Below are 14672 nucleotides of genomic sequence, written 5' to 3' on the forward strand. Positions count from 1 at the left end.
TTTGAATTTCCGTCACCAGGCACATCAATAGCCGGGGTTTTGAGTCAGATTTGGGTTCGATTCAAGTTCTTTCAGCGGGATAGGAAATAACAAGTGCTTTTGTGAAGCATTCAGTTTGCCAATCGAATGCAGAAAATCCAGTCCCCACTGGCCGTTATCTACCCGTATCAGATCGAACCAGCGCTGCCCTTCAAAAGCCAGTTCCATGCGGCGTTCATGTAGAATGATTTCTTTCATTTCGTTTTGCGATTTCCCGCTAACAGCCAGTAATCCGGCCCGGGCACGGACTTCATTCAGCGGCGCCTCGGCTTCGGTGACGCGATCCAGATTATTCAGCGCTTCGGCTTTCATCAGCAACACATCGGCATAGCGCAATACGGGAAAATTCATCGGGCTGTTGTCGTATGTGGGCGAAATAGCTTTGGTAACCAAAAATTTGCGTAGGTTGTAGCCGGTTGATGAATAGGCCGGATCGTAATCCACCCCGTCAAATTGCGGGCAACCATCGTAAAAAATGGTTATATCTTTACGCAGGTCATCGGCTTCGTAGGCATTTGCAAATTCCTGTGTGGGTTGGTTCCAGCCCCAGCCACCTGCCACCATGTTCGAGTTGCGGGGTCCGGTGAATGTGCTCAACCACGATGCCTGGTTTTCGTTGTCCCAAAAACCTTCGCCGGCATCACCGGTATATTGAATTTCGAAAAGAGATTCAATCGAGTTCTTATTGTTCACATTAAAATTATTGGCATAGTGGGTATTTAATTGATAGCCCAAAGCGGAAACTTCGTTGGTTAGCGTAACTACCTCGTCCCATTCACCCAACGTGAGGTAAACTTTCGCCAATAAACCGGCGGCAGCTCCCTTGGATGCACGTCCCAGATCGGAAGATGAGTAGGACGATTTAGGTGGTAACAGATTTTTAGCTGTTGTTAGGTCTTCAATAATCAGCTTGTAAACCTGTGTTTTTGCAGTACGTGGCAGGCGCAGGTCGTCACCCGGTTCCTGAGGTTCAGTAATCAGTGGCACATCACCAAAGTAGCGAACCAGGATAAAGTAATACAATCCGCGCAGGAAATGGGCTTCGCCCAATACACGATTTTTCAGGTCTTCATTGATATCCATTCCCGGAACTTTCTGTAGTACAATATTACTACGCAGAATACCGGGGAATGGACCCCTGAATAAGTCAAGCACTCCGGGATTGTCTGTTGTTGTAATAAAGTTCATCATGTCCTGGGTTTCACGCCCGTCATCGCCACCACCGGCTCCCACGATGCTGTTCCCGGCCATGATGTCGGATGTCCACATGCGCATGTTGTAAAGCTTTGGCCATTGCAAGGGTTGATACGCGCCATTGATGGCGACAATCGCATCTTCTTCGGTTTGGTAAAAGTTTTCGGTATTGATCGTGTCCAATGGCGATTTGTCCAAAAAATCCTCGCTGCACGATGTTGCTGTGACGATCAACAGGATGATTGGTATATATTTTAGAATTCTCATCGTTTAAAGTTTAATAATGGGTTAGAAACTGATATTCGCACCAACACTGATTGTTCGGGTCAACGGATAGGTATTGAGGTCAATCCCATCAGGGCTAACCTCCGGATCAAAACCGCTGTACTTGGTAAACGTCAGCAGGTTAGTCCCCGAAACATACAACCGGGCTGATTTCATATGCAATCGCTTTACCAGCAGATTTTTAAACGTGTAGCCCAGGGTTACATTTTTCAGCCGCAGGTAAGTTCCGTCTTCCAGAAACCGGTCAGAAGGCCGGATATTCTTGTTGGGGTCGTTAAAAACAGCCCGCGGTACCGAATTACTGGTTCCTTCTCCGCTCCAGCGATTAACCATTGTAATGCTCTGATTTTGGGCGACAGCCATTCCTTCACTCCAAATCCGGTTTGCATTGTAGATATCATTTCCGTAAACTCCCTGAAGAAAGATATTCAGATCAAATCCTTTAAAAGTAAACCGGTTATTCAAGGCAAAAATGAAGTCCGGATTTGGATTTCCGATATAGGTGCGGTCATCATCATCAATGATTCCGTCGCTGTTCAGATCCTTAAAGCGAATGTCGCCGGACGAGGTTCTGGAGTAAATATCATCTCCGGGAACTTGCAGGGCATGTGCATCGACCTCTGCTTGTGTTTGGAAAATACCATCGCTAACAAACCCGTAGAAGGCATCCATCGCCTTACCAGCTTCAATCCGCGCGACTTGCTGATTAAAACCAACACTTCCGCGCGCCAGTGGAATGGTGTCGTTCAGGCTTTTTACCTCATTTTTGTTGAATGAAATGTTGAAGTCGGTATCCCAGGTGAAATTCCCGGTCATGTTACGTGAGCTGACACTAAGTTCAATCCCCTTGTTCACCACTTCTCCCGCATTGATGAAGGGCACATCAACATCGGAATAACCAGTGATAATTGGCACAGCCATCGGCACCAGCATGTCTTTCGTATTTTTCTGATAAACATCAACGGTCAGGTTAATTCGCTGATCGAACAGGGTGGCGTCAAAACCAATGTTGGCTTGTTTTTGCGACTCCCACTGCACATTCGGGTTGGGCATCTTAATCGGCACCACCGCATTGACCAGGTTGTTGTTGAAATTGTATTTGATTGTGCTCAGAGCCGAGGCAAACGAGTAATTTCCGATTTCCTGATTACCAGTTACCCCATAGCCGGAGCGAAGTTTCAGATCATCGATAAACCCGGCTGACTGCATAAAATTTTCCTCCGAAATTCGCCAGGCCAGCGAACCGGATGGGAAAATTCCCCATTTGTTATTGGCTCCAAACCGGGATGAGCCATCACGACGCACAGTTGCCGTTACCAAATATTTGTCGGCAAAAGAATAATTCACACGGCCCATGTACGATAGCAACGACCATGAACTTCCGTTTCCGTTGATATTTTTCTGGCTCAGTCCATTGTCCAGTTGCTGAGTGAGGTCGCTGGCAAATTCCTGGATCGATCCGCTGATGTACTCGAACTTGTTTTCCTGGGCACTGGTACCTGCCAAAATGGTCAACCGGTGCTTTTTGTTGATGGTTGTATTGTAGGTTAGGGTATTATCCCAGTTCCAGGTAATGGATTTATTGGATGCTTCGCCCAGGTAGGACTGTTCCTGCGGGCTGGGTTTAAAATCGTACTTGGGAGCCCAGTTGCGGTTTTGCCAGAAGTTGGCTTTCAGGCCCGCCTGCGATCTGAACTTTAATCCTTTCGTCAGCTCAATCTCTCCAAAAAAGCTTCCCAAAAGATTGTAACCCAAGGTGGTGTTTTCATTGATTGTTGCTTTGCCAATGGGGTTGGTTATGTCGCCCGACCAGGCCGGAATTCCTTCGGGGCCGGAGTAGGTTCCATCCTGGTTGTAGATTGGTTGCGTTGGCAAGGCACGTAAGGCATCCAGAATGCTGTAGGAGCCGCTGTACTTGTCATCGTGATTCAGTGAAATCATGTTGCCAAATTTCACCTTGTCGAAGAGTTGGGTTTCAGAATTGAACTTCAGGGTATACCGTTTAAAACCGGTATTCAGCACGATGCCTTCCTGGTCGAAGTAATTCCCGGAAACATAGTAAGTTGTTTTTTCATTTCCGCCGGAGTACGACAGAGAATAATTCTGAATGGGAGCTGTACTAAACAGCGCGCCGGCCCAATCGGTTCCTGCGCCCAGTGATGCCGGATCGCCAAAGGCCGGATTTTTGACCATTCCCGCGTTTTCCATCATCTCGTTATGTAATGCGGCAAACTGCGAAGCATTCAGCATATCAACCATGCTTGTGGCCTCCTGTACACCGTAATAAGCATTAAAATTGATTGTACCCAGTCCTTTTTCGCCACTTTTTGTAGTAATGATAACGACTCCATTGGCTCCTCTTGATCCGTAGATGGCCGTAGCCGAAGCGTCCTTCAGAATCTGGATGGATTCAACATCATCCATATTGAGTTGGTTTAATCCCGACTCCGTTGGAACGCCATCAATTACCAACAATGGATTATTATTGTTTATCGTACCAATCCCACGGATACGGAACGTTGGGTCACTCCCGGGTGTTCCGTTCGAAATGATTTGAACACCGGCTGCCTTTCCCTGCATGGCATCACCGATGCTCGGCATCGGCAACGACTTCATATCTTCGGTTCTAATAGATGATACGGAGCCTGTTAAGTCTTTTTTGCGCTGGGTGCCATAACCAATTGCCACTACTTCTTCCAGACCGATAGCATCTTCTTGCAATACCACGTTGATTATACTCCTGCCGGCTACCTCAATTTCCTCAGTTTTCAATCCCACAAAAGAGAAAATCAGAATCGAATTTCCAGGGATGTCGGTGAACTGATAGTTTCCATCCAAGTCGGTAACCGTCCCTGTCATGGTCCCCTTTACCAACACGGTGGCCCCGGGGACCGGCCCGCCGCTTCGGCTGGTTACTTTTCCTTTTACCGGCTGCGATTGGCGCATGATGTTGGGGTTGGCATCTTCATTTTTCGGATAAAGTACAATCCGTCGGTCAATCACCTTGTAGGTAATTAGTTTGTCCCGGAACAGTTCGGTCAGGATTTCGTCGATACTTTTATTCTCTGCATTCAGGCTTACCCGTTCATCCAGTTTTACCTGTTCTGCATTGTAAAAAAACACGAAATTGGAATTGTCCTCAATCGTTCGAAAAGCCTCCTTCAGGGTGATGTTTTCGAAGTTCATGCTCAGCTTGCTTTGCTGGGAGTAAACGCTTCCCGACACTCTGAACAAGCCAACCAGCACAATAAAAAAAGTTAGTCGCATAATTCGCCACAGTTTACTTATGCCGTTCCGGGGAAGGGCACAACATTTCACCATTTTTTTCATAAATTTGTACAGCTTAATTAATTACTAATGAATAGTGTCAACTATTCGTTAATTGATTATTCCCGGGCGATGCTGCAAACATTTCCCGGGTTTTTTATCTTATTTCTTTGCCAGCCAAATATCACGGCCACTAATCCGAAAGTCAATCGAAATAGTTAAGTCAATAATCTCAAATAATTTACCGATTTCGTCACTTTGATACACGCTGCCGGAATACATTTCATTCTCAAGTCCGGAATCCTGGAAATGGATGCTTACATTGTACATGCGCTCCAGTGTTTTGGCCAATTCGCCCAACCGAACCTTTTCGAAGTAGTATTCACCGGTACGCCATAAGGTTGAAAGCTTTGGATTAATCGAAACAAGTTGCTGCTGATGGTCATTCCGGTTGTACAGCCACTTTTGTCCCGGTTTCAGCAAAACAGATTTTTCCTGATCCGGAATATCTTTAATTTCAACACTCCCCTCCAACAATGTTGTTTCGGTATGTAAATCGTTGGTGTAAGCGCGTACATCAAACTGCGTACCCAGAACGTTCACACTCATATCGCGTGTAATCACCCTGAATGTGCGTGATTTATTTTTCGTGACATGGAAAAATGCTTCTCCTTCCAGTTCAACTTCCTGCAACCTTTTGTTGTTGCCAAGATGATATTTCAGTTTGGAATCGTAATTCAAGGCAACAAACGTTCCGTCGGGTAATGTCAACTCCGATTGCTGCCCTTTAGGGGTATTGAATTCGATAACCTGAGCTTGTTGTTCCGAAACAGTTGTTATGCCGGATTTACCAATCATGTATCCCCCGAGTCCAACCAGGATTAAAATTGATGCAGCAACAGCAACCTTTCTGATGTTCATGATGCGGAATGCACCCGGTTTGTTTTGGCGGAACAGTTCAAGTGATTGTTCCCGAATATCTTCAAAATCAGGTCTTAAATCCGTCCCGAATTCTTTTCGCTTAAATTTTAATATATAGCCAATAAGCCAGGCCGGTTTTTTTTGTGGTTCTTGTTTCTCCGATTTCAGCCCGGATAAGGAGTCCTTTGAAATCCGGTCCTTGAATTTCGGATCAAACAAGTAATCTGGAATTGTTTTTTTCATTTTCGGGAATATTGCTTTCTATCATCAAAAGCAGGAAAGGAAGAAATATACCCTATGCCAAAATATGCTGCGCAGCATATTTAAAGCATTAACATTTACGAAGATATCTTTGAAAAAACAGGATAATAGAATCCGAATCGGATTGAAGAATGGACTTTAACTTATGGATGGCTTTTTGAATGTTGTTCGCAACCGACTGGTAATTCACCTGCATAACTTCGGCCACTTCAGCATTCGAAAGATTCTTGTAAAACTTCAAATAGATGGTTTCCTTTTGACGAGCCGGTAATTGGTTTACGGCTTCGGCCAGCAAATCGAGTCTGAACTCTTTTTCCAATTGATCCGAATCAGTTGCATAACTCAAAAAGAACTCGTCAGTGAGCTCAGTTTTCACCTCAATGCTGTGGTTTTTATTTTTTCGCAAGTTCCCGAAAATTCGAATTCGGAGCGATTTAAGCAGGTAAAACAAAATATTATCGGTGGGTGAAAGCTTATCTTTTTTACTGGCCAGCTCAAAAAACAAATCTTGGATGCTGTCACGAACCAACTCTTCGTTCACAGTAAACCGCCGGCCATATTCAAACAACTGCAGATGATAGGTGTCGAAGATATACGAGAAAGCCTTTTCATCACCTCTCCTAAACCTTTGCCATATTTCAAAATCGAAATTCTTTTGCATGATAAGCCTGACCCCCTCTCCACACAAAATTTTATATTTCTCACTCACTTGATTGAACTATTATGGTATCGAAAATCAAAAAATCCGGTAATCATTATGTATATCGGCGATGACCTGGAAATAATCAACTCATATTCAGCATTTCCAGACGTTCATGGTAGTGGTTCATATACTGCACTTTTGTTCCCTCATCTAAAAATGATCTCTGAACTAAAATTTCAACGCCCGCTTGTTTTTTAAGGAAAGGAGCAAGTAATTTATCAACCCTTTTCTCAGGTATTCCTATTTTTCTCCCAAATACGATAAAATCTTCCTTACATGGATGGTGTTGTGCGTTGTTTATTCTGCAATCAGACCAGTACCACTCTTTAAATAATTCGTCCGTTAAAGCAAAAAAACCTTCTTCATCGACATGGATCCTTGTATCCATCAAATCATAGGCAGGACTTAATACATAATCACCATTTACCGTCTCCAGTAAGGAGAAATTTTTCAAATGAGCATCGCCATTGGAAAACAGGAAGTTAAAGACCACCAGATTAAATAACTTCTCCATTTCAATTTTCCATGCCCCAACGTATTTTTTAATCAATTCAGCAATACCTTCATAGGAATATTCATATCTGAAATTAGTTCCCGCATTTTCTTCTGTTTTACCTGCCAGGGTCGCAAAATCTTCTTTCCCGAATTTAGTGCCATCTGTGCCAACGTCAAACCGTCTTGTCAGGTATGCCGGTTCATCGTTGCTGAAAAATACCAACCCGTTTACCGCGGTAGGAATCTGGTATATCTGGCTGGCAATTTGCATGGTCAGATGTTCATTTGCAGGAGCCATCAAGACTTTCTTAAGTCCGTGCGGTTTGGGTTTGAGGATATAGATCCCTCTTTCTTTTTCTTCTGTCAACCTGAGATTGCTTTTATCCAGCAGAACGGAATATTTTTCCTGCATTCCTGAGATTGAGATTTTTTTTCTGTTTTGCATGAACCGCTTCTGGTCTTCTTCATCAATTTCGGGGGCGTTGTAGGGTAAAATGTGACTGACTTTTCGCCCGGAAAACATCCTGCGCAGGAAAAGAGGACTGTATTCTGAATATCCTTCCGTCAGCAATCCCGGGCAATTCCTTATTTCCATAGCTTTATTAATTAATCGGTTTGATCGTTATTGCCCCAATGGTGTCGTATTGAGCTGTGGCCAGTAATAAGCCAAAAAAATCATTCTTATCAATCTTCAGTTGCCTGGATTGAACAATCCGGTTTGCTCCTTCAGATAGCATATTATAAAAAACGGGGAATAAATATCCCGAAACGAACGACAATCGATCTTTAGGTAATGTCAAACTAATGGCCGGTTTCGAATTATCATTGAAATACTCAGAAATGTATTGAAACTCAAAAGTCCGGTCATCAGCTTCTGTAAGGATGCCGGCCAATACCCCATTCCGATATACTTCTGCTTTTCTCATTTACTTATATTTTTGAGTTCCAGTCTTATTTCGAGTCCCAGGATATCGACAATTTTTTGCAGGTTCTTCAACGTAATATTCCCTTTGCCACTTTCGAACCGTTTCAATGTTGCAATTCCGACCTCTGAAAGTTCGGCTAGATTTTCCTGATTTATTGCCAGAATCTCCTTTCGGTCTTTTACTATTTTAATTATCTCTTCATTTGTCATATCCTAAATATCTACGGTATCATAAATAATACTTTTTGATAAAAGTACAACACATTTCACTAAAAAACAAGCAAATAGTATCTTTTGTGATACTATTGAGTGTTTTATGTGTCCGATAGAGTACTCAGGCTGCTTGTAGTATCATATATGATACTACAAGCAGCCTGTACCAAACAAGATACTTTGGATGACCCATTAGCAAAACATATGAAATCATGAACCAATGTCGTTTAGTTAAGAGAAGCGACTGGATTGTCTGATTTTGCTGGTATTTTGATAAAAAATAGTTCTTTGAAAAGTTTTTAATTCGCCCAACGTTGATTATTTTGTAAGGGTATAAAGGGGTCAACCCAAGTATCAACAAAAAAACCGGATTATCGGGAAACAATAACGGAACATATCGACTATGAAATTGGCAGTAAGCAATTTATCAGCCGTTTTAAAGACGGCAAAGAAGGGGTGTTTACCCGGAATAGAAAATTGCCAATCAAAACGATAATCCTGTTGGTGCTTAAGTTTAAAAGTTCTATACAGCGTGAGTTGGACCGCTTCTTCAAAGAAGCCTCCCAAAGTGACTTCAACACCAGGGAAGTTACCAATGGGGTATTTACACAGGCCCGGGAAAAACTGAAATCGGAGGCGTTTAAGCGCCTGAACGAGATCGCGGTAAATACTTTTTACGATGGAGCGTCCTACTACGAGTGGTATGGGATGCGGTTGCTGGCAGTTGACGGCACCCGGCTTGTATTGCCTAATCATCCTACTGTTGTCCAGGAATTTGGGATACATCAATTTGTTCCCAAAGCCGACAGTCCCCGTTCCCTTGCCATGTGTTCATTGCTTTACGATCCTTTAAGCCAGGTAACGATTGATTCTCAAATAGCGCCTTATGCTTCAAGTGAGCGGGACTTGCTGATGGAACATCTGTACAAGGTCAACTCAGATGACCTATTGTTGCTCGACCGGGGATATCCCAGCTTTTGGTTGCTTTTTTTATTGAAGGCCAGGGGGATTGAGTTTTGTGTCCGTCTCAAAGAAGACTGGTGGCTGAAGGTAACGGCATTTGCCGAAAGCGCTGACAAAGAGAGTATTGTAACCTTTACCTTACCCAAAAAGGATCGTAACAAACTGAAAGACTTCCCCCATATGTGGGACACGGAAATAACCTGCCGGCTAATCAAAGTTGAACTCGAAAACGGGGAGAAAGAGGTACTCTGCACATCGCTGACAGACCACAAGACCTATCTCTATCCTGATTTTGAACAACTTTACCACTTCGGTGGAACGAAGAAGAGGCCTATAAGTTGCTGAAAAGCCGCATTGAACTCGAAAATTTTTCGGGTAAAACGGCCAAGTCTGTAAAACAGGGCTTTTATGCCAAAATATTTTTGATGACACTTTGTGCAGCCTACACCCACCCTATTGAAGAAAAGGTCATTGCAGAATACCAGGCTGACAAGGACCGCAAACACGGACAAAAGATCAACCGGACCAAATGCCCTGGCAACCGTAATGGATATGCTGGTGCCAGCCTTTATCCATAAAAAATACAAGCAAGCCCTTCATGCCTTTGACTTATTGGCCTGGAACACCCGGGAAATCATCAGGCCGGGACGGAGCAACCCGAGAAATAAAAGACAAAAGAAACCGTACTCAATGAATTACAAACGATTATAAACAATCACTAACTAAACGATATTGATATATCCTTGGTAAATTCAAGTCTTTCCAGCTTAAATATGGTATTCTCCATTCTTTGCAGTTCGTCAGGTTCAAGATATCCGACTTCAACTTTTTTAAATTTGATCTGATAGTTTCTGAATGGGGCAATTTTAGGCCAGTCAAGGTTTTGAGCCAGGTTGATTACTTTCCGGAACCGCTCGATATGTTTCATTACCCCATTATTTTGCATGGGTTTCTGGTGATCGGTCGGCTTCCTGTTCCTCAGAAAGTATTCAAAGTCTGTAATGAACTTATAATTAATCGCCCGAAGATATACATCTGTTGTTTTGAACTGAGCAAGGAGAAATTCCTTTACGTACTTTTCAGTTGTCTTATAATGCTTTCGGGTATTGTCCGAAAGATCTTCCTGTGCGACCTTTTTGTGGTAATCGAAAGCGTCAAGAATTGACTTCCCTTGTTCTTCAATTCCTAAGAAACGGTTTTTTATTATGGAAGGAGAGGGGAGATCTCCATCGACCAGAAGCTCACGGTATATATTAATTAAGAAGGGTGCGTACCTGGTCCAGAAACCGGTGAGCTCCTTTATTTCCGTTTTTCTTCCTTTCCCTGTCCCGGCGACGGGATTCCAGTCTTGCGATGCGATGTTTTGTTTCAGAGAGATTTCCGAAACGGCGCTGTTAACTGTGATTCGTGCAAAAATGGTAAAGTTCTTGATCTTCTCTCTATTTTTCCTGCCCACAAACTGGATTCCAAATGTTTGTTTTTCTTTCATATCAAAAACGTTAATTGCGTTGACCTTTTTCATTTCAACTCATTTGATATGATTTGGCCTGTCCAGCCGGAAGGACAATAGTATCAAAATGAGTCAATTTCATTCAATAAAAATGGATAGTTTCAAATTCATAAAGCAATGAATTACAAACTATTACAGAGATCGCCATGAGTAAACTTACTATAAAAAAACTACTCACGGAATAGCTCACGAGTTACTTGATATGAATTGGATTATTTTGATATAAGAAAAAAATAAAAAATCCGGTAAATCAACGATTTACCGGATTTTGGTTCGATTTGTAGTCCTAAAAAGTGGGTTGTACTGGATTCGAACCAAGTGGTATAAACCGCTGAATATCTAATATTTAAAACTATCCAACTCACACAACTCACGGAATTACTCATCAGCAAAAAATGATACTTAAACTTCTGATTATTAATTCAATACAAAAATACACAAAAATTTTAAATTACATCCAATCTTTACTTTTTTTGTATCATTTTTTTGCAGATAATCTACCCATCCAAATACAAAAACTCAAACGACTTTTTGTATAAAAACACAATTATTCGAACGACATTTTAGTTGAAGTCTTTATTCGGTTTTGTGCGAAGAGAATACATCTGTTTGAGTCTTTTGGAATTCCGAATCTCATGCAATCCTTGTTTGAATTCATTCACAATATTATCACATAACATAAGAGTAATCGCACGACACAATATAAGAGCAAATGCACGGCATATTTAATATATTACAATGTTGTGTGATAAGAGTGAAGTATAATCGAACGAACTACCTTGGGACGGGCCTGGTTTCTTTGTAGTTAATTGAGTTTAGTCCTCCCAAAAGATACTCAACGCTGAGTTTTTGTAGGTTATGCAATGTTCATAAAACTTTCTTTGCAAATCTTCATCTCTAACATATTTAAAACAATCAATTGCCCAAACTTGCTCTGTTTTAAAAATGTCGGCAACATGATTGTTATTAAAATAATCGCCCATTACAGTATTTTGAGGAACAGTATTATCATTAAGCAACCATTTAAAGGGAAAATCTTCGCTTGAATGAGCCCATCTTATGGCATTATTTTCAGAATAGACCACCATGATAGGATGATTGCCAATATCTGCAAATCTTAATGCACATGCCGTTCTACTTACTTTATACTCTTCACGTAAAAAATCAATCACACCAAAAATGAATTTTTTATTTCCAATATCTTTTCGGAAGCGTAACTCAGGCATTAATAGACACGATGCAAAATAATCGGCTTCACGTTCAATAGCAACAAATTGTTTTTGATTAGTCAGTGAGGGATGTGGTTCTAATAACCCGTTCTTCAAACCTATTCTATGCGCATCAATAAAATAATGGCCAAGTTCATGTGCTAATGTAAAACGGCCTCTATCAGAGTCAGGACGATTATGTTTGTCAATATTAAGATGAATGTAGAATCTTCCTTCATCATAAATGGTCATTCCATCGAACGTGTTACTCTCATAATTGTCATAAAACACTTCCAATTCTTCTTCTACAACAATTTTTTCAAGAGGCGTAATTTTTTCTTCATACTGTAAAGCAATATATTCCGCCAATCTTTTCACTCTTGGACTATTGTTCCTCGCCATCATTATTTTTTCGATGCTTTTGTTTCATCTTGTCGATGATATGTTTAGGAACTTCCTGACCTTTTCTTGCAACCATTTTTAATTCTTCAATATCCTTAATCTCATCTTCTTTAATAATCCGAAACACCCTAGTATTAAAACAAACATTTCCGTCGATTATTGACCTTACATCAATTCTGGCATCTTTTAATTTAAAATCATAATCAGCATATAGCTCGTTAAACCTTGCCAGTTGCAGTTCATTTTGGGGAAACAAAAATCCAGAAGAACACAGCCATTCTCCCAGATTATTTAAACTAATTTTCCCTTGATATTTTTTATTTGTTGCCATTGATTTGTTCCAAATACCTTTCAATCTGTTGATTTGCTTCCATTTTATAAACCCTAATTGAATTTTGGGTTAAATCAAGTTGTTCCTGTAGTTTCTTACTCACTGAACGAGGAATATTTTTTCCATACTCTTCATACGCGTTGTATGTCAAATAGATTATTTTGTGCTTTTCAGACAACGCCAACATTGCATTATTAATAAATTCTAACTTGGCCATAAGTTCTCTTTTCTTTTCTACATCATTTCCAATGCGAACCTCAATCATTTCTTCTACACTTGAAATTATGGACAAATCTTCTTCTTTGGATGGTTCTGTGCATGTATTCTTTTTTCCAAGCAAAACTATTTGAGTGTAAAGAATAGGATACATCCACATCAATATAGCTGTGTCAATATTTTTAGACTTGGCCTTTTTAGTGTCAAACGTGGGGTATTTCCATACTCTCGCAAATGTGCAATGAGCGACTAACAGTGCATCAACTTCGCTATACCCAAATTTCGAACAATAAATTTCCGCCTTCTGTATAAGGTCTTTTTCATACCTACTACAAAATATAATAAAAGCCTGCTCAGCTTCTTGCGGGTATTCTTCTTTCCATGAAATAAGCTCAAGCAACTCTGAACCCGGCATGCTTTCAAAATCGATTTTTACCTCTTTATTCTCTTGTTTCATATATATACTCAAAAGCGTTACTAACGGAATTAGTATATGATTGAGGGCTACCTTTATTTTGTAAATATAAACATAAAAAGTTAAATAGATAATTGAAATTCCAAAGAATGTAACGTATAAATAAAAGACAATGAACGAATTGAAGTTAAATAATGAGTAAAACTAAGATTAATCTCCAAAACCAAAATCTGCTTTGGGCAATTTCCGGAGGAAGATGTGAATATGAAGGTTGCAATAAAATATTGCATACGGACATATTGACTAAAAAAAGATATAATAGCGCATATATAGCTCATATCGTTGCAGATGAAGCCATAGGGCCTAGAGGTGATGTAGTTCGTTCAAAATTACTTTCTAACGACATAAACAACTTAATGTTGCTTTGCGACAAATGCCATCGATTAATTGACCGAGTTGATGTTGCAGGCCATTCCGAATCCAGATTACTGGAAATGAAAAAAAAGCATGAGACTCGCATTAAGCGGATAACTGATATTTTTCCGAACATGTCCAGTGAAATAATACTTTATGGAGCTAATATCGGGTACAATAATTCTCCGATATCCTATCAATTAGCCAATGAGGCTTTGTTGTATGAGTACTATCCGGCAAGTGATAGCGCCATTGAGTTGGGCTTAAAGAACGCTCCATTTACGGACAATACAGATGCTTACTGGATAGCAGAAGAAACTAATCTTTGTGATCAATTTAATCTAAAAATAAAACCCAAGCTGATGTTAGGAAATACAGATCACTATTCTGTATTTGCTCTTGCACCACAACCAATGCTTATAAAATTAGGGGTATTGTTGAACGATTTGACTAACCTGAGAGTATTTCAAAAACATAGAGAACCGTCGACCTGGAAATGGCAAACATTATCTACACCCGTTCAGTACATTGTTCGTGAGCCCAAAGAAAAAACAAAAGTTCCGGTACTCATTTTCAGTTTAAGTGCAACTGTAGCGTATGAGAGAGTTGAAAAGGTACTTGGTAACAATTTGAGCATCTGGGAAATCACAGTCGATGGCACTCCAAATAACGATTTTCTGAAAACGGAAGCATTGCTTTCTGAATTTCGCCAAACTGTTCGTCACACTATGGATAAAATGAAATCTCACCATGGTTGTGTGGATTTGCACATTTTTCCAGCCATGCCCGTTTCTGCATCAGTTGAATTTGGTCGGGTATGGATGCCAAAAGCTGATATGCCTTTGGTGATATATGATGAAAACAAGTTGAAGGACGGTTTTTATAAAACGATAACAATAAAATAATTAGA

At 40.8% G+C, this 14672-nt stretch carries 14 protein-coding genes; 3 read left to right on the forward strand and 11 right to left on the reverse strand.

All coding sequences use genetic code 11. The annotated features are described in order from the left end of the window. Positions 1-24 precede the first annotated feature (24 nt). The 7 genes from AC6H3C_RS00460 to AC6H3C_RS00490 all read right to left on the reverse strand — a co-directional run bounded on the left by AC6H3C_RS00460 (position 25) and on the right by AC6H3C_RS00490 (position 8300). Positions 25-1500: a RagB/SusD family nutrient uptake outer membrane protein gene (locus tag AC6H3C_RS00460; RefSeq protein WP_497518530.1), complete on the reverse strand. Its 1476-nt coding sequence runs from the start codon at positions 1498-1500 to the stop codon at positions 25-27. A gap of 21 nt (positions 1501-1521) precedes the next feature. Continuing rightward, positions 1522-4785, reverse strand: coding sequence for a TonB-dependent receptor (locus AC6H3C_RS00465; RefSeq protein WP_497518531.1), 3264 nt, complete (start codon positions 4783-4785; stop codon positions 1522-1524). A gap of 162 nt (positions 4786-4947) precedes the next feature. Continuing rightward, positions 4948-5949, reverse strand: coding sequence for a FecR family protein (locus AC6H3C_RS00470; protein ID WP_497518532.1), 1002 nt, complete (start codon positions 5947-5949; stop codon positions 4948-4950). 88 nt (positions 5950-6037) lie between these two features. Then, positions 6038-6676, reverse strand: a complete 639-nt coding sequence (locus tag AC6H3C_RS00475; protein WP_497518533.1) for an RNA polymerase sigma factor — start codon at positions 6674-6676, stop codon at positions 6038-6040. Positions 6677-6752: 76 nt separating this feature from the next. After that, positions 6753-7610, reverse strand: a complete 858-nt coding sequence (locus tag AC6H3C_RS00480; RefSeq protein WP_497518534.1) for a HipA domain-containing protein — start codon at positions 7608-7610, stop codon at positions 6753-6755. Positions 7611-7767: 157 nt separating this feature from the next. After that, positions 7768-8091 (reverse strand): HipA N-terminal domain-containing protein, encoded by a 324-nt coding sequence (locus AC6H3C_RS00485; RefSeq protein WP_497518536.1) that lies wholly within the window; start codon positions 8089-8091, stop codon positions 7768-7770. Next, a complete protein-coding gene (locus AC6H3C_RS00490) occupies positions 8088-8300 on the reverse strand; it encodes a helix-turn-helix domain-containing protein (protein ID WP_497518537.1) in 213 nt (70 codons plus the stop codon). Before AC6H3C_RS00490 ends, AC6H3C_RS00485 begins: the two co-directional genes overlap by 4 nt. 429 nt (positions 8301-8729) lie before the next feature. Here AC6H3C_RS00490 and AC6H3C_RS00495 point away from each other — a divergent pair, with 429 nt between their 5' ends. After that, the gene (locus tag AC6H3C_RS00495) at positions 8730-9611 is read left to right on the forward strand and encodes an IS4 family transposase (protein WP_497521237.1); all 882 of its coding nucleotides are present in this window, start codon (positions 8730-8732) and stop codon (positions 9609-9611) included. Positions 9612-9691: 80 nt separating this feature from the next. Next, positions 9692-9844 (forward strand): hypothetical protein, encoded by a 153-nt coding sequence (locus AC6H3C_RS00500; RefSeq protein ID WP_497518538.1) that lies wholly within the window; start codon positions 9692-9694, stop codon positions 9842-9844. 140 nt (positions 9845-9984) lie between these two features. Here AC6H3C_RS00500 and AC6H3C_RS00505 read toward each other — a convergent pair whose 3' ends face one another. From AC6H3C_RS00505 to AC6H3C_RS00520, 4 genes are all read right to left on the reverse strand, one after another. Beyond that, entirely contained in the window at positions 9985-10788 is an 804-nt protein-coding gene (locus AC6H3C_RS00505) for a phage integrase SAM-like domain-containing protein (protein ID WP_497518539.1), read from the reverse strand. An 803-nt stretch (positions 10789-11591) separates the two neighbouring features. Next, positions 11592-12362 carry an ImmA/IrrE family metallo-endopeptidase gene (locus AC6H3C_RS00510; protein WP_497518540.1) on the reverse strand — a complete coding sequence of 257 codons (771 nt, stop codon included), beginning with the start codon at positions 12360-12362 and terminating at the stop codon, positions 11592-11594. 7 nt (positions 12363-12369) lie between these two features. Further along, positions 12370-12717: a hypothetical protein gene (locus AC6H3C_RS00515; protein WP_497518542.1), complete on the reverse strand. Its 348-nt coding sequence runs from the start codon at positions 12715-12717 to the stop codon at positions 12370-12372. After that, the gene (locus AC6H3C_RS00520; protein ID WP_497518543.1) at positions 12704-13390 is read right to left on the reverse strand and encodes a hypothetical protein; all 687 of its coding nucleotides are present in this window, start codon (positions 13388-13390) and stop codon (positions 12704-12706) included. Before AC6H3C_RS00520 ends, AC6H3C_RS00515 begins: the two co-directional genes overlap by 14 nt. Before the next feature lie 152 nt (positions 13391-13542). On the opposite strand from AC6H3C_RS00520, the gene AC6H3C_RS00525 reads away from it, so the two are divergent. Then, on the forward strand, positions 13543-14667 hold the full coding sequence (locus AC6H3C_RS00525) for an HNH endonuclease (protein ID WP_497518544.1): 1125 nt from the start codon (positions 13543-13545) through the stop codon (positions 14665-14667). Positions 14668-14672: the final 5 nt, after the last annotated feature.

The organism is Gaoshiqia sp. US2 (genome assembly GCF_059705485.1).

What these genes read in the sequence shown, in the direction of transcription:
- AC6H3C_RS00490 (WP_497518537.1), bottom strand. Translation starts at nt 8,300, where the DNA reads ATGACAAATGAAGAGATAATTAAAATAGTAAAAGACCGAAAGGAGATT.
- AC6H3C_RS00515 (WP_497518542.1), bottom strand. Translation starts at nt 12,717, where the DNA reads ATGGCAACAAATAAAAAATATCAAGGGAAAATTAGTTTAAATAATCTG.
- AC6H3C_RS00505 (WP_497518539.1), bottom strand. Translation starts at nt 10,788, where the DNA reads ATGAAAAAGGTCAACGCAATTAACGTTTTTGATATGAAAGAAAAACAA.
- AC6H3C_RS00485 (WP_497518536.1), bottom strand. Translation starts at nt 8,091, where the DNA reads ATGAGAAAAGCAGAAGTATATCGGAATGGGGTATTGGCCGGCATCCTT.
- AC6H3C_RS00525 (WP_497518544.1), top strand. Translation starts at nt 13,543, where the DNA reads ATGAGTAAAACTAAGATTAATCTCCAAAACCAAAATCTGCTTTGGGCA.
- AC6H3C_RS00520 (WP_497518543.1), bottom strand. Translation starts at nt 13,390, where the DNA reads ATGAAACAAGAGAATAAAGAGGTAAAAATCGATTTTGAAAGCATGCCG.
- AC6H3C_RS00460 (WP_497518530.1), bottom strand. Translation starts at nt 1,500, where the DNA reads ATGAGAATTCTAAAATATATACCAATCATCCTGTTGATCGTCACAGCA.
- AC6H3C_RS00480 (WP_497518534.1), bottom strand. Translation starts at nt 7,610, where the DNA reads ATGCAAAACAGAAAAAAAATCTCAATCTCAGGAATGCAGGAAAAATAT.
- AC6H3C_RS00465 (WP_497518531.1), bottom strand. Translation starts at nt 4,785, where the DNA reads ATGCGACTAACTTTTTTTATTGTGCTGGTTGGCTTGTTCAGAGTGTCG.
- AC6H3C_RS00470 (WP_497518532.1), bottom strand. Translation starts at nt 5,949, where the DNA reads ATGAAAAAAACAATTCCAGATTACTTGTTTGATCCGAAATTCAAGGAC.
- AC6H3C_RS00500 (WP_497518538.1), top strand. Translation starts at nt 9,692, where the DNA reads ATGACACTTTGTGCAGCCTACACCCACCCTATTGAAGAAAAGGTCATT.